Raw genomic sequence first — 21,415 nt, 5'->3', positions numbered from 1 at the left:
TAAAATACGGAGAGGTCTTGCCCTCACAATTAAAAATATACAATTATGCAAAGAAGAAAATTTATCCAAAACACCGTTTTATTTAGCAGTTTAGCACTTATTGATCCTCTAGAAATCGTAGCTGGAACAAAAGCTGCTGTTAAAGATTTTCCAATTGTTAGGGTTGCCAAAAACAAAAGAAATTTTGAAAGTGAGTTTATTGAAAAAACAATTGCCGAATTTCAAAAGAATGTAAAAGATAAAGAGTTAGGATGGTTGTTTAATAACTGTTTTCCAAATACGCTTGATACGACTGTAACCTATTCACAAAAAAATGGGCGACCAGATACGTATGTTATCACGGGTGATATTGATGCCATGTGGTTAAGAGACAGTTCTGCGCAAGTTTGGCCTTACATGGCTTTCGCAGGAAAAGATGAAAAATTGAAAAATCTTATTGCTGGTGTGATCAACAGACAGACAGAGTACATTTTGAAAGATCCGTATGCGAATGCATTTTACAACGATCCAAACAAAAAGGGAGAATGGACAAGCGATCACACTGATATGAAACCTGGTGTTCACGAAAGAAAATATGAAATCGATTCTCTTTGCTATCCAATTAGATTGGCTTATAACTATTGGAAAAACACGAAAGATGTTTCGCCTTTTGATGAAAATTGGGTAAAAGCGATTAAAACAACCTTAAAGACTTTTAGAGACCAGCAACAGAAAGACGGTAAAAATCCATATACTTTCCAAAGAACAACGCAATTTGCTACTGATACTAGACCGTTAAAAGGTTACGGATATCCAGTAAAACCAGTTGGTTTGGTTTGTTCTGCTTTTAGACCAAGTGACGATGCAACGGTTTTTTCTTTCTTAATTCCTTCCAACTTTTTTATTGTAGCGAGTATGAATCAGGCTGCTGAAATGTTAGAAGCTATTAAAAAAGACAATGCAACAGCAAAAGAATTAAGAGCTTTAGCTGATGAGGTTTCGAAAGCAATTAAAGAACACGCCATTGTAAAACACCCAAAACACGGTGATATTTACGCTTTTGAAGTAGACGGATTTGGAGGTCATTTAATGATGGACGATTCTAACGTACCAAGTTTATTAAGTCTTCCATATTTGGATGCAATAGATGTTAAAGATCCAATTTATCAAAATACTAGAAGATTTGTTCTTTCAGAAGATAATCCGTTTTTCTTCAAAGGAAAAGTAGCTGAAGGAATTGGAGGTCCGCACGTAGGTATGGATATGATTTGGCCAATGTCTTTAGTAATGAGAGCTTATACAACTTCAGATGCAAACGAAATTAAAGATTGTATCAGAATGCTAAAAGCTTCTCATGGAGACACCGGTTTTATGCATGAATCTTTCCACAAAGACGATGCTAAAAATTTCACGAGATCTTGGTTTGCATGGACCAATACATTATTCGGAGAACTTTTATGGGACACTTATAAAACCAATCCTAAACTACTGGAGTTATAACTTTTAACCGATTTTAATTTTTTAAAATTATGAAATTGAGAAAGAAAATACTACTCGCGACACTAACAATGTCTATGGCGAGCCTGACCACTATTGCTCAAAAATCAGGCGGAGGCCTTTCAAAAGGAAAATATACAGCTTTGGTCAATCCTTTTATTGGAACAGCGCCTTTATTAGATACAAAAATAATTGGATATACACCTCCAAAAGATATGCGCGTTTGGGCAGGTTTGGTATTTCCGGGTTCTTCTGTACCCAACGCAATGGTGCAGTTAAGTCCGATGACAAAATACCGTTCTGGTGCAGGTTATGAATATGAAGATACCGAAATTTTAGGTTTTACGCACACCAATAAAGGACATTGGAATTTATGCCACATTCCGTTGTTGCCAGTTTCAGAAGGAGCTTCATTTCCATATAAATCATCTTTCAGCCATAGTCAAGAAAAAGCTAGTCCAGCGTATTATGAAGTGTTTTTGAAAGACTACAACGTTCAGGTAAAACTGACTTCAACATTGCGTTGCGGTATTCACGAATATACTTTCAAAAATAACAAAGGAAGAAAAGTGCTTTTTGATTTAGGAAAAGCAAACAATCATGTAGACGATTGGCAAATTAAACAAGAAGGTTCAAATGCCGTAAGCGGTTTTCAAAGAACTGGTGGAGAAAAAATATATTTTTATGCAACTTTAAGCAGTCCAATTGAAAAATTAGATATTAAAGATCTTGCAAAAAGTGGCGGTTATACTTTGGTAAATATTAAAGATGGAGACAACAAACCAGTTACCGTAAAAATTGCCTTATCGTTTGTAAGTGTTGAAAATGCAACCGAAAATCTGAAAGCAGAAGTTGGAGATAAAACCCTAACAAAAGTTTTTGAAGAAGGAAGTTCAGAATGGGAAAAACTGCTTTCTAAAATTCAGGTTAAAGGTGGTACAGCAGAACAAAATGTAATGTTTTACAGCATGTTGTACCGATCATTTTTATGGCCGGCTTTAAGAAGCGATGTAAACGGACAATTTACAGACGAAGCGGGAAAAGTTCGTAAAGAAAATTATCGTTATTACACATTGCCTTCATTATGGGATGATTACAGAAATAAATTGGTTTTATTGAGTATTTTTTCTCCAGATGTTACTGCCGATGTTATTAGTTCGATTATTAATGAAGGAGAAATAAAAGGTTTTATTCCGACGTTTTTCCACGGCGATCACGCAGCATCATTTATCGCAGGATCTTATATGCGCGGAATCAGAAATTACGATGTTAAAAAAGCCTATGAGTTATTATTAAACAATGCATATAAAGAAGGGGGAACAAGACCTCATATTGCAGAATATATCGCAAAAGGATATGTTCCAGAACAAGATATCAAGGATCCTAAAGTAGAAACTGTAGCCAATGCAGCAGTTACAAAAACGCTCGAATATTCTTATGACGATCATGCGCTTGCTTTATTAGCAAAAGAATTAAATGATCCGAAACATTACGATGATTTGGTAAAACGTTCTAAAAATTACGCCAATGTTTTTGATAAAGAATCGACTTTTATGAGAGGAAGATTGGCAAACGGCAACTGGATAACGCCATTTAATCCTGAATTTCCATATTACGAGTATATGTACAGAGAAGCAAATGCATGGCAACTTTCTTTTTTTGTACCGCACGATATGCCTGGATTGGTGAAATTGTATGGAGGCGACAAACCTTTCGAAGCCAAACTAGATGAATTTTTTACAAAACCTTGGAATCCAAATTATATTGCTTGGAACATTTCTGGTTTTATCGGACAATATTGTCATGGAAATCAGCCGGATCATGAAGCACCATTTTCGTATTATTTTATAAATAAACCTGAAAAATCGCAAAAAGTAATCGATGAGATTTTAGATACGATGTACGGAATCGGTCCAGAAAAATTAGCGATGAGCGGCATGGACGATGCTGGAGAAATGTCATCTTGGTATGTTTTTGGAGCTTTAGGATTGTATCCTTTATCGCCAGCTGATCCAGAATATATAGTGACGGTTCCTATTTTTAAAGAAGTTTCTTGGACAACTCCACAAGGAAAAAAAGTAACTATTAAAAATCCTACTGGAAAAAGAGATTTAGAGTCAATTAAAGTAAATGGTTCTAAAATCAATGGTTATTTCATCTCTCACGATTTATTTAAAAATGGTGGGGAAATACTGTTGCAGACAAAATAATTAAAGCTATAAATAACGTCTCATTTTTTGAGGCGTTATTTATATAAAACAGTTTTTTTATGAAAGATATAAAAGTATTCATCTGTTTGTTTTTGATTTTTGGCGGATACAATTCGTATTCTCAAAAATCAAAATTTGAAGTCAGTTCTCCAAATGGCGAAATAAAAGTTTCAATCAATTTGGCTGATAAAATCTATTATACTGTTTCGGCTGGAAATGAAAATTTAGCCGAGAAAAATCATTTGGGATTACTGCTCAAAGGCGAAAATTTAGGCTTGAATCCGAAATTGATGAACAGCAAAACAGGAAAAATAAACGAAGTTATAAAACCTGTAATTCCGCTTAAATTTTCATCTGTTTCCAATTCGTACAATTACTTGCTTTTAAATTTTAAAGGAAATTATTCTGTTGAATTTAGAGCTTTTGATGAAGGAATCGCCTATCGTTTTATAACTTCTAAAAAAGGAGAAATTGAAGTTTTAAATGAAGACTTTACAATCAATTTTCCAACAAATTATTTAGTTCATTTACAGCAAACAGGAAATTTTAAAACCTCTAGCGAAGAAGAATATTCACATATAAATGCTAGCGAATGGACTTCTTCTTCAAAAATGTCTACACTTCCTATTTTAGTAGATTCAAAAAAGGATTATAAAATACTGATTAGCGAATCTGATTTGTCTGATTATCCAGGAATGTTTTTAAAAGGAACTGGAAGTGGCGCTGAATCTATATTTCCAAAAACACCTTTAGATTTTGGCCCTGATGGAGATAGAAGCCTTAAAATTTTAAAAGAAGCCGATTATATTGCTAAAACTTCTGGAACACGAAATTTTCCGTGGCGCTATTTTGTCATTACTAAAAATGATAAAGAGCTTATAGAAAATACAATGACTTTAAAATTAGCTCCAAAAAGCGAAATAAAAGATTCCTCGTGGATAAAACCCGGACAAGCAAGTTGGGAATGGTGGAACGGCGCAACTCCTTACGGTCCAGATGTTAATTTTGTTTCAGGTTACAATCTTAATACGTACAAATATTACATTGATTTTGCATCAAAATTCGGAATCAAATATATTATTATGGATGAAGGTTGGGCAAAAAGCACAACAGATCCATATTCGCCAAATCCAGACGTAGACGTTCATGAACTTATTCGTTATGGAAAAGAAAAAAATGTCGGCATTGTTTTATGGCTGACTTGGCTTACGGTCGACAAAAACATGGAGCTTTTTAAAACTTTTAAAGATTGGGGAATCGCTGGAGTAAAAATTGATTTCATGGATCGAAGCGATCAAGTAATGGTCAATTACTACGAAAAAGTGGTAAAAGAAGCAGCTAGAAATCAAATATTTGTTGATTTTCATGGAGCATTCAAACCATCGGGATTAGAATATAAATACCCTAATTTAATTTCTTATGAAGGCGTTAGAGGAATGGAGCAAATGAGCGGCTGTAAACCAGACAACAGTTTGTATTTTCCTTTTATGCGAAACGCCGTTGGCCCAATGGATTACACGCCTGGAGCTATGATTAGCATGCAGCCAGAAGTATACCGATCTGAACGTCCCAATTCTGCAAGTATCGGAACTCGAGCTTATCAAATGGCACTTTTTGTGGTTTTCGAAAGCGGTTTGCAAATGCTTGCCGATAATCCAACCCTTTATTATCGTGAAAAAGAATGTACAGAATTCATTACTTCTGTTCCCACAACATGGGATGAAACCATCGCTTTAGAAGCAAAAACTGGACAATATGCCATCGTAGCTAAAAGAAAAGGTTCAAAATGGTTTATTGGCGGAATTACCAACAATGCCGAAAAAGAACGAAATTTTAAACTGAATCTTAATTTTTTAAAGTCTGGAAAATCATATAAAATAACTTCATTCGAAGATGGAATAAATGCAGGATATCAGGCTATGGATTATCGAAAAAAGAACGCTGAGGTAAAATCGGATAATGTTATTGAAATAAAAATGCTTCGAAATGGTGGTTGGGCTGCAGTTTTAGAAGAGATTTAAAAACTGGTTACAATTCCAAAAAAAAAAGAAAATATAATGACATTAGAGCATCAAAAAAATATCAAAAAAGTATATCTATTTTTCCTTTTTCTAATGATTGGTTTAGTTGGTTATGCACAAATTCCGACTGATCTTAAGTGCGAACATTTGTCAAACCCATTGGGAATTGATGTAAAAGAACCTAGATTTTCATGGCATTTAAACAATAAAAAACATGATGTCTATCAAACAGCTTATCAGATAGAAATAGCAAAAGATTCTATTGGTTTAACCCAAGATAAAGCAACGGTTTGGAATACAGGAAAAGTAATTTCATCAGACATTTTAATTTCGTATAAAGGAGAATCTCTTCAATCTTTTACTACTTATTTCTGGAGAGTAAAAGTGTGGAATCAAAATGAAAGAATGAGTATTTCAAAAATTCAACGTTTTGAAACCGCCATGCTACTATCTGGAGATTGGAAAGGAGAGTGGATTTCAGATTCTAATGATAGGAACTACAAGCCAGCGCCTTATTTTAGGAAAGAAATTTCCACTTCAAAAACTATAAAATCAGCTCGTGCTTATGTTGCAGCAGCGGGATTGTATGAGTTTTATGTAAACGGAAAAAAGGTTGGAAATCGAATGCTAGATCCTATGTTTACAAAATTTGACAGCCGTAATTTGTACGCAACATTAGACATCACAACGCAATTGCAGAAAGGAAAAAACGCTTTTGGAATTTTGTTAGGAAATGGCTGGTACAATCATCAATCGACTGCCGTTTGGAAATTTGATAAAGCGCTTTGGCGAAATCGTCCACGTTGTTTGGTAAACATTAGAATTACCTATTCTGATAATTCTACAGAAACCATAACAACAGATGAAACATGGAAAACTGCAGACAGTCCAGTAATTTTTAACAGCATTTATACAGGCGAACATTACGATGCCCGTAAAGAAATCAGTAATTGGAACAAACCAGACTTTGATGACAGTAATTGGAAAAAAGCAATATTGGTAAAAGCGCCATCATCAAATTTGGTTTCGCAACAATTGCATCCTATAAAGGTTACAGCGCAGTTAAAACCAACTAAAATTAATCGCATAAATGATACGCTAACGGTTTTTACATTTCCTAGAAATATCGCGGGAACAGTTCGTTTTTCAATAAAAAATGCTATTTCTGGAACAGTTTTTAGAATAAAACATGCGGAAAGATTGTATCAAAATGGAAGGGTTGATCTTTCTAATATCGACTTGCATTATCGCCCAACGGACAATTCAGATCCTTTTCAAACCGATATTTTTATCGCAAAAGGAAATACTGATGAAACTTTTTCTCCAAAATTTAATTATAAAGGATTTCAATTTGTAGAAGTAACTTCAAGCGAGCCTTTTAAATTTAATGATGATTGTCTTTTAGCTCTAGAAATGCATAGTGATGTTCCTTCTGCGGGAAAAATTAAATCTTCAAACGAAGTGCTTAATAAAATTTGGGAAGCTACAAACAGCAGTTATTTGGCGAATTTATTTGGTTATCCAACAGATTGTCCGCAAAGAGAAAAAAACGGTTGGACAGGAGATGCACAAATCAATGTTGAAACTGGATTATACAATTTTGACGGAATTACGATTTACGAAAAATGGCTTGCAGATCATCAAGACGAACAGCAAATAGATGGCGGAATTTCGAATATTGTGCCAAATCCAGGAGCTTTTGGATATGAATTTGCAACTGGCCCAGATTGGACAAGTTCGATTGCCATTATTCCTTGGAAAATATATGAGTTTTATGGAGATAGCAGTTTGTTGAATAAATTGTATCCCAACATAAAAAAATACGTTGATCTAATTGATAAAAAATATCCAACAGGTATTACAGATTGGGGATTGGGAGATTGGGTTCCTGTTAAAACTCAAAGTTCTAAACCGCTTACGTCTACAATGTATTATTATGCAGACGCTTTGATTTTAGCTAAAACAGCTAAACTATTAGGAAAAACAAGCGATGCAGAACATTATTTCGAATTAGCGTCAAAAATTAAAAAAGCATTCAATCAGCAGTTTTTTAATCCTTCAACAAATTTGTATGCAAGCGGTACGCAAACCGAATTGTCTGGCGCATTGTATTGGGGATTGGTTCCTGATGACTTAAAACAAAAAGTTGCAGATAATTTATACGAAAAAGTAAAAGAAACTAATTTCCATTTAGATGTTGGTTTGCTCGGAACAAAAGCTTTGCTCAATGCCTTAAGTGAAAATGGTTATGCAGATGCGGCGTATAAAATCGTTTCTCAAGAAGATTTTCCGTCTTGGGGATATTGGATTAAAAATGGAGCGACAACTTTATATGAAAATTGGCCATTGCATGTGGAGAAAAATGATGCCTCATTAAATCATATTATGTTTGGAGAAATAGGAGCGTGGATGTACAAAGGTTTGGGCGGAATTTTTCCAGATGAGAATTCCCCAGGGTTTAAACACATTATTTTAAAACCCAATTTTGTAAATGGACTCGATTATTTTGAATCAGAACACGAATCTCCGTACGGAAAAATTGTTTCGAACTGGAAAAGAAAAAAGAACAAAATAGTATACAAAGTAATTGTTCCGCCAAACTCGACTGCCAGCTTTTATTTAGATAAAAATAAAACTTTTTCATGCAGTTCAAAAGATATTCAAATTAGTAACGAAGGATTGTATAAAGTGATTCAGCTTAAATCAGGGAAATATTCTTTTACAATTAAAAATTAAATAATCACATTATGAATAAAATAGTATTATGGGCACTTACAGCCGCTTTGGCTGGATTTTTATTTGGTTTTGATACTGTAGTGATTTCCGGAGCAGACAAAAAACTGCAAGAATTGTGGCATACTTCAGATGCATTTCATGGTGCTGTAGTAATGGCAATGGCGTTGTGGGGAACTGTCGCTGGAGCTATTTTTGGAGGAATTCCAACCAATAAGCTCGGAAGAAAAATGACATTGATTTGGATAGGAATTTTGTTTTTAGCTTCTGCCATTGGTTCATCGTTGTCTAATGATCCATGGACTTTTGCTTTTTTTCGTTTTCTAGGCGGATTAGGAATCGGTGCATCAACTATTGCGGCTCCTGCTTATGTTTCTGAAATTTCTCCTGCAAAGGATAGAGGAAGATTGGTTTCATTATATCAATTTAATATCGTTTTAGGAATTTTAATGGCTTTCTTATCCAATTATTTACTTAGAGATGCCGGAGAAAATGCATGGCGATGGATGCTTGGTATAATGGCTTTTCCAGCATTTCTTTACACGATTATTGTTTTTACAATTCCAGAAAGTCCAAGATGGCTATTGTCACAATCTAAAATTTCAGAAGCAGAATTGGTTTTAAAGAAAATAGATCCTACGGCAAAAATTGAAGATTTAATGCACGAAATGCATTTTTTAGAAAGTGAAAATGAAGAAGAAAAAAAAGAAACTATCTTTTCAAAAAAATATAGATTTCCGTTGATGTTGGCATTTTTAATTGCTCTATTCAATCAGTTTTCTGGAATAAATGCTTTCTTATATTATGCGCCAAGAATTTTTGCAGAAGCTGGATTAGAAGAAAGTGCCGCCTTAATGAGCAGTGTCGGAATAGGAATTACCAATTTGATATTCACACTTATTGGTGTTTTTTTAATTGATGTTTTAGGAAGAAGAGTTCTAATGCTTATTGGATCAGTCGGTTATATTGTTTCTTTAGGATTGGTTTCGCTGGCTTTTTTCTTAAAATGGCAAGGCATACAAGTGCCGCTTTTTTTGTTTTTATTTATAGCTTCACACGCAATTGGACAAGGAGCTGTAATTTGGGTTTTCATTTCAGAAATTTTTCCAAATCATTTGCGAGCTAGCGGTCAAGCATTTGGTTCATCGACACATTGGGTTTTAGCGGCTATAATTCCGTCAATGATTCCGTTTTTATTTTCGACAATTGGAGCAGGAGTTGTTTTTCTGATATTTACTTTAATGATGGTTCTGCAATTGCTTTTTGTAGTATTTATGATGCCTGAGACAAAAGGAAAATCATTAGAAGAACTTCAGAGCACCATATTCAAACAAAGTTAATTCCATTAAAAAAAATATAAAATATAAATAATTTAGATTATGAATAAAAGAAAAGGAAGTGTTCTACTTTTTGCAGCAATAGTATTGTTCTCGAGTTTTTCATTTATAAAAAGAAGTGAAAAGTCAAAAAACGATTTTTATAAAAAAGAAATGGAAAGTCTAAATGTAGCAATTGAAAGTAATTTTCATGATAAGGCTTCCGGTTATTATTTCGTGGATTTAGATCCGGCAAAAAGAGAAACAAAATTTGGACATAAAAGAGAATACAGTTGGTTGTGGGCACTTTGCGCGATGTTTGAAGCTTCTAACGAAATTGAAAAAGTAGACAAAAAGGCGAACTTAGTCGATGGCATTTTCAATAGCATGCAGCCTTATTATGATCCTTCGCCGCCGAAACCGGGTTATGGTGAATATATCGTAAAATTGAGCAAAGGTCAGCGATATTATGATGACAACCAATGGATTGGAATAACAGCTCTAGATATTTACGAAAGAACTGGCAAGAAATCTTATTTCGATTTAGGAAAGTCAATGTATGATTTTATGATGACGGCATCAGACAATGCACTTGGAGGCGGATTATACTGGAGAGAAAATGATTTTGAAACGAAAAACACCTGTTCAAACGGGCCTGGAGTTATTGTTGCCTTAAAAATGTACAAAGCCACAAAGGACAAAAAATACCTTGAAAATGCGATAAAAATTTACGAGTGGACAACTCAAAAACTTCAGACTCCTACAGGTTTATTTTACGATAATATAAAGGTTAAAGATCAAACTATTGGAGAAGCCGTTTTCTCTTATAATACAGGAACTATGCTACAGTCGAGTGTTTATTTATACGAATTGACGGGAGACAAAAAATATCTTGAAAAGGCAAATAAAATGGCAGACAGTTCCTTAGACTATTTTTATAAAAGCGGAAAATTTAGAGACGGATATTGGTTTAATGCTGTTTTGCTTCGTGGTTATATGCATCTTTTAAAACATAATAAAGATTTAAAATACATTTCAGGATTTAAAGCGTGTTTGGATAATGCTATTAAAGAAAATAAAAATGCGAAAGGATTATTTGAAGCAGATAATGGCGTATACAATTTAGTAGAACATGGCGGAATGCTAGAAATTCTGGCTCGTTTTGCACATCTTGAAGAACAGTACGATTTGTCAAAATTGAAATAATTTTAGAAGATAAAACAAAATTTAAAATCATGAACAAATTCCAATTAAGTATAAGTTTGTCATTTTTAATGTTATTTGGCTTAACTGAAAATATATTGGCTCAGAATAAAAATTCGGCTAAAAAAGAGTCCATCAAAAAAGAAATGATAGGACAAGTTGGCGGAGAAGATGTTTTTCAATATACGTTACAGAACAAAACCGGAATGCAGGTTCAATTAATTACTTATGGAGCGGCAATAACCAATATTGTCACACCAGATAAGGATGGAAAAATGAGCAGTGTCGTACTTGGTTTCGATTCGCTTTCGCAATATGCAAGTAATGACAACTCGTTGATGGGATCTACGGTTGGTCGTGTTGCAAATCGGATTTCAGATAAGAAATTCACACTTGATGGAAAAGAATTTACACTTTCTTCAGATATTCATGGTGGTGTAAATGGTTTTGATAAACGTGTTTGGAAAGCCAGAGAAATTTCAAAAAAGAATGATCCTGCAGTCGAAATGACCTATCTAAGCAAAGACGGAGAGGAAGGTTTTCCAGGTAATTTGTCTGTTTCGGTAACGTTTACACTCAAAAATAATAACGATTTGGTTATTGATTATAAAGCAACTACAGACAAAGCAACGCCATTAGTTTTGACTAATCATACGTATTTCAATCTTTCAGGTGGAAAAGAAACGAAAGCATTAAACACAGAATTAACCGTTTTTGCCGATCAGTTTTTGGAGTTTAAAGATGGCAGTATGCCTACAGGAAAAATCCTGAATGTAAAACAAACCCCTTTTGATTTTACTTCTCCTAAAATGATAGGGAAAGAGATAGAAAAAGTGCAGCAGTACACAAATGGATATGATGTCACTTTTGTTTTACGAAATCAAACCGGTAAATTGTCGCTCGCTGCAAAAGCTTACGAACCTTTAAGCGGTCGTGAATTGGAAGTTTACACAACTGAGCCGGGCGTTGTATTTTATTCTGGAAACTGGCTGAGCGAAAAAGTGAAAGGACGCAACAACGTTCCTTACACAAAAAATGGTGCATTTTGCCTAGAAACAATGCATTATCCAAACTCGATCAATACGCCTGCTTTTCCAAATACGGTTTTGCGTCCTAATGAAATTTTTACTTCTCAAACCATTTATAAATTTCTTGTTCGAAAATAAATTTAAATCATATTTTTTTTAAGAATATCCAAAAGGCGGTCGTTTTACTTTGAAGGGAAAACAACCGCTTTTTTTCAGAAACTATAATTTACGGTTGAGAAGTAAAAAATGTTAGTTCGGTGATTTTAAAACACCTTTTAGTGATTAATTCGGGAATTTTGCTGGATTAATGCTTAATGACAATTTTATGACGTCACCACTTACTATAATTGCTGCAACTAATTTTTCGGCAATTGCAAACAATGCAGTTACTTATGCTGCAGGACTTGCAAAAGCTACTGGAGCAAAACTTATTTTATTTAATTCATTTTCTTTGAGCGTACACAGTGCAAATTCGCACATAACAGCAGACGCCATGCAGAAACAAATAGAAAAAGCGATTTCAAGATTAGAGAATTTAGCCAAGCAGACAGCAGAAATGTTTAAGATTGAAACGGAATCTATCTGCACATATTCTTTTTTAGAAGATGAACTTCCAAAAATTATCGAGCATACAAAAGCAGATGTAGTAGTAATGGGAATGGCAGAACGTTCTTTTGAGCAGGAATTATTAGGAAATTCGACAACATCGGCAATAAAAAATCTTCATGTTCCAGTATTGGCGGTTCCTGAAAAAGCACATTTTTTTAATATAAAAAAGGTTTTGTATGCCTGCGACAGCTTGAGTTTTTCGGCAATAAAAAGATTTAGCTGGATTAAAAATGCTCTTGGAGATTTTGGAGCTGAAATCGAATTTTTTAGTGTAGACGAAAAACTAGATGATTTGAAAGAAGAACAGCATAGAATTTTAATGAATTCTAATATCGAAAAAGAATTTGAAGACGTAAAATACTTGTATAAAACAGTAAGATCTAACGCTGTTATTGATGAAATTAGAAAGGAAATTAAAAATTACGAGGCAGATTTGTTAATTATGGTGCCTCAAAAATATGGTTTTTGGGATTCTTTGGTTCATAGAAGTAAGACTAGAATTTTAGCTACAGGGCTAGATATCCCTTTATTGTCATTTCCGAATTATTAAAAATTGAGGTGATTTAAAAAAAGACACATAAAAATTGCAAGGTTTTTTTGAAGAAGTTTTAGTAAAATAAATCGTAAAGGAAATATTTTTGATTTTAGGAATTCTATAATTTTTTAATGCTTGTTGTCGGATATAAAAATTATATTTTAACATTTCGAGCAGTTTTGTTAATTATTTTTAATTACCTGCTTGTTTCAGATTTTTTTGAATTAATTTTGTGACGCTCTAAAACTTAATGCAAGTAGTTTTTTTATTAAAATGACAGCAGCTGTAATTGTGAAGTACCTATATACTAAAACAGCATTATAAGATTTAAAAATAAAATCAATTAAAGGTTTATACCAAGGAATACCGAGAAAACACTTTGTGTAGATTTTTAATTCATTTGAATTGGATTTTTTTATAATATTTTTAGTTTGTTCAGGTTTTTAATTTCCTAAAAAGGCTTATGTCATTAGATTTAATGGCTTTTAAGAATACTATTATTATTTCCTAAGTCTGTTCTAAGAGTATTTTCTTGACTATAAATTATTCTAAAGAACAGCTAAAAGAGTGATGAAAGTTATCAAGCATTGGGCAATACGAGTACAAAGCTTAAAAAAAACAAAAAACAAATGAGCGCAGTAATTACAGCTATAGGTGGTTTCGTACCGCCATCAATCCTAACCAATAAAAAGATTTCAGAGACGGTTGATACATCTGAAGAATGGATCATCAAGAGAACTGGAATTAGAGAACGTAGAATTGCAGACGATGAAACAGCAACATCTGATCTTGCAACTGCTGCGATTGAAAACTTGATCGAAAATTATAATGTAGATCGCAACGAAATCGAGGCTTTGCTAGTAGCAACAGCAACTCCCGATCACATTTTAGCACCAACAGCAAGTATTGTCTGTGAGAAAAGCGGACTTACAAATGCTTTCGGAATTGATATGAATGCTGCTTGCAGTGGTTTTTTATATGCCCTAGAAATGGGAGCAAACATGATCGAAAGCGGACGCTACAAAAAACTAATTATCGTTGGAGCAGATAAAATGAGTTCGATTGTAGATTATGAAGACCGTAATACTTGCATTCTTTTCGGAGATGGAGCAGGAGCAGTTTTGTTAGAAAAAACAGAATCTGATTACGGATTAATGAAAACGATTCTAAAAACAGACGGAAGCGGAGTTTCTTCTTTAGCTGTTCCAGCTGGAGGTTCTAGAAATCCAACTTCTATGCAGAGTCTTTTGCACAGAACACATTATTTAAAACAAGATGGTGCTTTTGTATTTAAAAGAGCCGTATCTGCAATGAGTCAGGTTTCGCAAGATGCTTTGGTAAAAAATGATTTAGAGTCAGATAAAATTGACTGGGTGATTCCACACCAAGCCAATTTGAGAATCATTACCGCTGTTAGCGAAAGTTTAAATATTGATTTTGAAAAAGTTAAAGTAAATATTGATCGTTACGGAAATACAACATCTGCAACAGTTCCGTTATGTTTATGGGATTTCAAAGACGATTTTAAAGAAGGTCAAAATTTATTGATTACTACTTTTGGTGCAGGATTTTCTTGGGGTGCAACTTGTTTGAAATGGGGTGTAATGCGCGAGAAAAAAGCTGTAGAACAAAAAACAGCAAATATTGAAAAAGAAGATGTTTTGGTAGCGCATTAAGCATTCCCGAATCTATTCTATTAAAAAAAATAAATGAGATTAGGGAGCCAAAATAAAAGGTCGGGGAAGAATTTTTTCTATAAATATTACAGAGTTATTGTAATTCCGGCTGTTTTTTTGGTGTACTTGTCTTCGTATTACTTTCTAAATCCGTATAGAAATTTTGAAGAAGAAGGTTTACTTGATTTAGATCAGAGCTTCGACATTTTTATTATCCTGCTGTACTGCGCCATACTTACGGAGTTGACACTTTTTGTAGGCAGGAAATTAAATTATTACATCAGCTGGGAACAAAATCCGGTTTTTAGAGCAATAGCGCAGTTTATTTGCCTAATTGCCGGAAATATGCTTCTAAACTACTTTTTTTCATGGCTTTGGGATTATTTATATCCCTGTACGGCTTTAGAAGAAAATGATTTGGTTACCATTTGGCAGTCAAAGATTATGGCTGCTATTATTTCACTTTTCATAAGTGCTATTCATACCGGCATATTTCTTCTAAACAGATGGCGTTTAAATTCCATTGAAACAGCAGAATTAAAAGTTAAAGCTTCAGAACTTCAAGAAGCCGTAACACGTTCTAAATTAGAATCTTTAAAAATGCAGTTAGATCCGCATTTTGTATTTAATAATTTCAGTACACTGACCGAACTGATTTATGAAAATCAAAAAGAAGCCGCTTCTTTTTTAGAAAATATAACGAGAGTATATCGTTATATGATCTCAAACTCAAATAAAGATACCATAACCGTAAAAGAAGAGTTAGAATTTCTAAATGCTTATTTTTATTTATTGAAGAAACGTTTAGGAGAGAAAATCGATTTAAAAGTCGAGGTTGATTCTTCTTCACTTGCCTTGCATTTGCCACCATTAACTTTGCAATTGCTGGTAGAAAATGCAGTCAAACACAATACGGCAACTTTAGCCAATCCGCTTACGATTTCTATATTTTCTGATTCGGGCGATATTATCGTTAGAAACAAACTGCAGCAAACTGCTGGAAAAAGTCTGGTTTCAACCGGAATTGGAAATAAAAACATTGAATTTCGCTATAAAATTTTATCCGAAAGAATGCCAACTTTTAGTGAATCAAATGGCTATTACGATGTACGTCTACCATTAATTTAAAAGCTATGAAAATTTTAATTGTAGAAGATGAAAGTATCAATGCCAGTCGGTTGAAAAGACTTTTAGAAGAATTGGAACCTAACTGTGAAATTGCAGGTATTATAGATACCGTTGTAGATACTGTAGCTTGGTTAAATTCAAATCCAACTCCAGATTTAATAACCATGGATATCCGTTTAGCCGACGGACTGAGTTTTGCTATTTTTGAAGAAGTAAATATTACTTGTCCCGTCATTTTTACGACAGCTTATGATGAATATGCAATTCGCGCCTTTAAGGTAAACAGCATTGATTACTTGATGAAACCTATTGAAAAAAACGAATTGGAGCATGCTTTAACGAAATTCAAATCATTAAATAAAAATGAAACCAGTTACACCAATATTACTGGAATTCTAAAAGAGCTTATTCAGAAACCAGTATTTAGAATGCGCTTTTTAGTTACGTATCGTGACGGCTATAAAAGCGTTGATGTTTCAGATATTGACTTTATATATTCCGAATTTAAAACCAGTAATCTCTTTCTTAAATCGGGAACTATAATTTCTATTCCGCAAACAATGGAAGAATTGGAACAGGAATTAGATCCGAATATCTTTTTTCGTGCTAACCGCCAATTTTTTATTCGTGCAGAAAGCATCAAATCTATTGCGAACTACTTCAACGCAAAATTAAAAATCCAATTAAAATTAGACCCTGAACGCGAGGTAATCATTAGTAGAGAAAAAACTCCCTTGTTTAAACAGTGGATGGATCGCTAGAAAAGTTGCTAAGGTTCTGAGATGCTAAGATTTTGAGGTTTAGTTACAAAGGGACAATTTTTTTTTAATCTAGTCTGTCATTTCGAGGAACGAGAAATGACAAACTTTGTGTTTTTATCATTCTTGCTGATAAAAATTCGAGAAATCGTATATCCAGTTTTTACACAAGAATTTTAATTAGAGAAAATTCGTGAATTCATGGCAAAAAAACTTAGAATCTTAGCATCTCAGAACCTTAGAATCTTTAAAAAAATCTTTGCGCCTTAGTGCCTTCGTGGCAATTGTCATTTCAGTGCCAAAAAATGCCGTTTGGGTAACTTTCTTCCCTAAAAAAGCGGTTTTGAGCTGTTATTTTGCTGCCAAATTTGAGGTAATTCATTTAAAATGAAAAGTAAAATGACAAAACAGTTTTTTAAAAATAATCAGGCAGTTGGTAAAATTGCAGTTTTATTGATAATCCTTTCGTTTACATCATGCGGAAAGAGCGGAGAAGCACAAATGGCACCTCCTAAACCAGAAGTAGACTTTCTTCTGGCTAGTTCTGCGTCAGGAGATGTGGAAAAAAAATATCCAGGCACTGTAGAAGGTACTGTAAATGTTGATATAAAAGCTCAGGTATCAGGATATCTTGAAGCCATTTATGTAAAAGAAGGAGATTATGTAAATAAAGGGCAATCTCTTTTTAAAATAAAAGGCGATGTTTATGCCGAACAGGTAAACAACAGTCGTGCAGCTTATAAAAGCGCATTAGCGAATCAGGCTAATGCAAAATTGGAAGTAGAGAAAATAAAACCTTTGGTTGAAGGAAAAGTTTTTTCGGATATGCAGTTAAAAACAGCACAAGCAAATTACGAAGCTGCAACCGCTCAAGTAGCACAGGCTAAAGCCGCTTTAGGATCATCTCAGTTAAATGCCGATTTCTCTTTGATTAAAGCTCCTGTAAGCGGCTATATTAGCCGTATTCCGAATCGTATCGGGAACTTGGTTACACCAAACGACGCTGTTCCGTTAACGACGCTTTCTGAGATTAACAATGTATTTGTTTATTTCTCTTTAACAGAAGCCGATTATTTAGCTTTTTCTAAAGATTCAAAATCAGATAAATCGGTGAGTTTAATTATGGCCGATGACAGCGAGTACGATCAAAAAGGAAAACTGGAAGTTGCCAGCGGAAACATTGACCGTTCTACAGGAACAATTGCTCTAAAAGCTATTTTCCCAAATCCTAAAAAAGAATTACGTTCTGGAGGTTCTGCGAGAATTGTGCTTAATAAAAGTTTGTCTTCGGTCATTACAATTCCGATGGCAAGTGTAAAAGATATTCAAGATAAATTTTTCGTTTTCGTTTTAAAAGAAGGCAACAAAGTAGTGATGGTTCCAATTGAAATTGCTGGAAATTCGGGAACTAATTATTATGTGAAATCAGGTTTGAATTCTGGCGATAAAGTTGCGCTTAATTCTATCGATGTACTTTATGATAGTATGGAAGTTGTTCCAAAAACCGCTGCAAAAAATCTTAGCAGCAAGTAATTCTTTTTAAATATAAAAAATAACATTTTCCATGTTAAAGAAAATAATAGACAGGCCAGTTTTGGCTACAGTCATCTCCATTGTATTGGTAATATTGGGAATTATAGGTCTTACAAGACTATCTGTAACGAGATTTCCAGATATTTCTCCTCCAACTGTTATGGTAAGTGGTTCTTATCCAGGAGGAAATAGTGAAACCGTTATTCGTTCGGTAGTTACGCCTTTAGAAGAACAGATTAATGGGGTTGAAAATATGCAGTACATAAAATCTACTGCAAGTAATGACGGATCTTTTTCGATTAGTGTCATTTTTAAGCAAGGTGTAGATCCTGATCAGGCAGCTGTAAATGTTCAGAATAGAGTACAGCAGGCAACACCAAAATTACCTCAAGAAGTTATCCGAATGGGATTGACAACTTCTAAACAGCAAAATAGTATGATTGTTATTTTCAACTTATACACAGATGATAATAACAAATACGACGAATTGTTTCTACAGAATTATGCCAATATAAATCTTGTACCTCAAATGAAGCGTGTTTCAGGAGTTGGACAAGTTCAGATTTTTGGTCAGAAGGATTATTCTATGCGAATCTGGTTGGATCCAAGAAAGATGGCAAATGCTGGTTTAGTTCCTTCAGATGTTACACAGGCAATTGCAGAGCAGAGTTTAGAATCGGCTCCAGGTAAATTGGGAGAAGAATCTTCTGCAGCTTTAGAATACGTAATTCGTTACAAAGGGAAAAAGAACAAACCAGAACAGTATGAAAATATTGTTGTTAAAAACAACGGTAGTAATGTTTTAAGATTAAAAGATGTTGCGCGAGTAGAATTTGGTTCTATTTCGTACAGCGGTGATAATAAGTCGAATAGTAAAAATGCTGTTACAATGGCGATTTTACAGACTTCAGGTTCTAATGCCAATGATATTGAAATCGGGATTAATAAAGAAGTTGAAAGATTGTCTAAGTCTTTTCCTCCGGGTATCAAATATGTCAATGTAATGAGTACCAAGGAAAGATTGGACGAGGCGACAGGACAAGTAAAATCGACTTTGTTTGAAGCTTTTATTCTGGTTTTTATCGTAGTATTTATTTTCCTTCAAGACATTCGCTCGACGATTATTCCAGCTATTGCAGTACCAGTTGCGATTGTAGGAACGTTTTTCTTCTTATTGGTTTTTGGATTTACCATTAATATTTTAACGCTTTTCGCTTTGGTACTCGCAATTGGAATTGTGGTCGATGATGCGATTGTAGTGGTTGAAGCTGTTCACAGTAAAATGGAGGAAGACGAAGGAATTTCAGCTAAAGAAGCTACGCACGGTGCAATGGCAGAAATTACGGGTGCTGTAATTTCGATTACTTTGGTAATGTCTGCGGTTTTCATTCCGATTGGTTTTATGACAGGGTCTTCAGGGATTTTTTATAAGCAGTTTGCTTATACATTGGCAATTGCAATCATTATTTCTGCTGTAAATGCATTGACACTTACGCCTGCCTTATGTGCGCTTTTGCTAAAGAATCACGGTAGCAAACATGGCGATCACGAACATAAAACAAGTTTTAAAGATCGTTTTTTTGTTGGATTTAATACAAGTTTTAACAATTTAACAGGAAGATATATAAAAGGTGTTCGTTTTTTAATTGGAAGAAAATGGATTGCTGCCGGATTTGTAACTGCAATTACAGCAATTGCGGTTTATATTATGATGTCTACACCTAAAAGTTTTGTGCCATTAGAAGATGATGGTTTTATGGTTTACAGTTTGTCAATGCCACCAGGAACAGCTCTTGATCGTACGACTGCAGTAATTCAAAAAATGGAAAAAGAATTGTCTTCAGTAGAAGCTATCGATGTCAATACCAGTATTACAGGATTTAATATTTTGAGTAACAGTGCAAGTCCGGCTTATGGTTTAGGATTTATTAAACTGAAACCTAAAAAAGAGCGAGGAGCGGTAAAAGATATTGATGAAGTTATGAATACTGTTAACGGAAAACTGGCAAAAATAAAAGAAGGTCAGATTATGGTTTTCAGAATGCCTCCAGTAGAAGGTTTCGGTGTAACAAGTGGAGCCGAAATTGTATTGCAAGATAGAATGGCAAGAAGCCCAGAAACCTTAAAGGCTATGTCTGATAAAGTGATAGGCCAAATTATGCAGCAACCGGGAGTGCAATATGCCTACACGACTTTTAGAGCAGATTATCCGCAATTGGAATTGGAAGTTGATGAAGACAAAGCACGTCAAATGGGCGTGAATATCAAGGAACTTTTAGGAAATATTCAGACCTATTTTGCAGGAGATCAATCTGCCGATTTTTCGAGATTCGGTAAGTTTTACAGGGTAAATGTAAAAGCAGATGGTATTTTTAGAATGGATGAAGATGCATTTAATGAAATTTTCGTAAGAAATGCAGATATGCAAATGGTACCAGTAAAATCTATTGTGAAGTTTCATAAAGTATACGGACCAGAATCGGTAAACCGTTACAATCTTTACAATTCGGTAAACATTACTGCGATGGCTTTGCCTGGTTATAGTAATGGTCAGATTATGGGGAATTTAGAACAAGTTTTAGACAAACTCCCATCTGATTACAGTTATGAATGGACGGGCTTAAGTCTTGAGGAAAAAGCAGGAGGAAGTCAGACTATTGCCATTTTTGGGTTATGTCTTTTGTTTGTATTCTTTTTGCTTGCTGCTCAATACGAAAGTTATTTGTTGCCACTTGCTGTATTACTTTCTATTCCAACAGGAATTTTAGGAGCTTTTGCGGGTATTAAAGCAGTGGGACTAGATAACAATATTTATGTTCAGGTTGGACTAATCATGCTTGTTGGACTTTTAGCCAAAAATGCCATTTTGATTGTTGAGTTTGCCTTGCAAAGACGTCTTGCAGGTTTAACTATAATCGAAGCTGCTATTGAAGGATCGCGATCTAGGTTGAGGCCAATTATCATGACTTCGCTTGCTTTTATTGTCGGTATGATTCCGTTAATGTTTGCTTCTGGCGGAACCGCAGTTGGAAACCGATCAATTAGCGTAAGCGCCGCAATAGGAATGTTTAGCGGTGTTGTATTGGGAATTTTCGTGATTCCGTTGCTTTTCATTGTATTCCAATATTTACAGGAAAAAGTATCAGGAAAAAAGATTGCAGTACAAGTTCAAACCATAAAAGAATAATA

General features: G+C 34.3%; 13 protein-coding genes. All 13 read left to right on the top strand.

What is annotated here, in order from left to right; genetic code table 11:
* Positions 1-45: 45 nt before the first annotated feature.
* The 13 genes from HNP35_RS11930 to HNP35_RS11870 all read left to right on the top strand — a co-directional run bounded on the left by HNP35_RS11930 (position 46) and on the right by HNP35_RS11870 (position 21,413).
* Entirely contained in the window at positions 46-1,479 is a 1,434-nt protein-coding gene (locus HNP35_RS11930) for a glycoside hydrolase family 125 protein (RefSeq protein WP_184162000.1), read from the top strand.
* Positions 1,480-1,508: 29 nt separating this feature from the next.
* Entirely contained in the window at positions 1,509-3,686 is a 2,178-nt protein-coding gene (locus HNP35_RS11925) for a GH92 family glycosyl hydrolase (RefSeq protein ID WP_184161997.1), read from the top strand.
* 59 nt (positions 3,687-3,745) lie between these two features.
* Positions 3,746-5,707, top strand: a complete 1,962-nt coding sequence (locus tag HNP35_RS11920; protein WP_184161995.1) for a glycoside hydrolase family 97 protein — start codon at positions 3,746-3,748, stop codon at positions 5,705-5,707.
* A gap of 36 nt (positions 5,708-5,743) precedes the next feature.
* Positions 5,744-8,443 (top strand): glycoside hydrolase family 78 protein, encoded by a 2,700-nt coding sequence (locus HNP35_RS11915; protein ID WP_184161992.1) that lies wholly within the window; start codon positions 5,744-5,746, stop codon positions 8,441-8,443.
* Positions 8,444-8,454: 11 nt separating this feature from the next.
* Positions 8,455-9,780, top strand: coding sequence for a sugar porter family MFS transporter (locus HNP35_RS11910; RefSeq protein ID WP_184161989.1), 1,326 nt, complete (start codon positions 8,455-8,457; stop codon positions 9,778-9,780).
* Positions 9,781-9,819: 39 nt separating this feature from the next.
* Positions 9,820-10,962 carry a glycoside hydrolase family 76 protein gene (locus tag HNP35_RS11905; protein ID WP_184161986.1) on the top strand — a complete coding sequence of 381 codons (1,143 nt, stop codon included), beginning with the start codon at positions 9,820-9,822 and terminating at the stop codon, positions 10,960-10,962.
* Positions 10,963-10,991: 29 nt separating this feature from the next.
* Positions 10,992-12,125, top strand: a complete 1,134-nt coding sequence (locus HNP35_RS11900; protein ID WP_184161983.1) for an aldose epimerase family protein — start codon at positions 10,992-10,994, stop codon at positions 12,123-12,125.
* Positions 12,126-12,312: 187 nt separating this feature from the next.
* Entirely contained in the window at positions 12,313-13,146 is an 834-nt protein-coding gene (locus HNP35_RS11895) for a universal stress protein (protein WP_184161981.1), read from the top strand.
* A 614-nt stretch (positions 13,147-13,760) separates the two neighbouring features.
* A complete protein-coding gene (locus HNP35_RS11890) occupies positions 13,761-14,807 on the top strand; it encodes a beta-ketoacyl-ACP synthase III (RefSeq protein WP_184161978.1) in 1,047 nt (348 codons plus the stop codon).
* 33 nt (positions 14,808-14,840) lie between these two features.
* Positions 14,841-15,935 (top strand): sensor histidine kinase, encoded by a 1,095-nt coding sequence (locus HNP35_RS11885; protein WP_184161976.1) that lies wholly within the window; start codon positions 14,841-14,843, stop codon positions 15,933-15,935.
* A gap of 5 nt (positions 15,936-15,940) precedes the next feature.
* On the top strand, positions 15,941-16,696 hold the full coding sequence (locus HNP35_RS11880; RefSeq protein ID WP_184161973.1) for a LytR/AlgR family response regulator transcription factor: 756 nt from the start codon (positions 15,941-15,943) through the stop codon (positions 16,694-16,696).
* Positions 16,697-17,092: 396 nt separating this feature from the next.
* Complete coding sequence (locus HNP35_RS11875; protein WP_184161970.1) at positions 17,093-18,226, top strand: efflux RND transporter periplasmic adaptor subunit; 1,134 nt, start codon at positions 17,093-17,095, stop codon at positions 18,224-18,226.
* Positions 18,227-18,257: 31 nt separating this feature from the next.
* Positions 18,258-21,413 carry an efflux RND transporter permease subunit gene (locus HNP35_RS11870; protein ID WP_184161968.1) on the top strand — a complete coding sequence of 1,052 codons (3,156 nt, stop codon included), beginning with the start codon at positions 18,258-18,260 and terminating at the stop codon, positions 21,411-21,413.
* Positions 21,414-21,415: the final 2 nt, after the last annotated feature.

This window comes from Flavobacterium notoginsengisoli, from assembly GCF_014207905.1.
GTDB classification, from domain to species: Bacteria; Bacteroidota; Bacteroidia; order Flavobacteriales; family Flavobacteriaceae; genus Flavobacterium; species Flavobacterium notoginsengisoli_A.
Note: the sequence above shows the minus strand (reverse complement) of the source record. Positions and strands in the feature narration are given on the sequence as shown.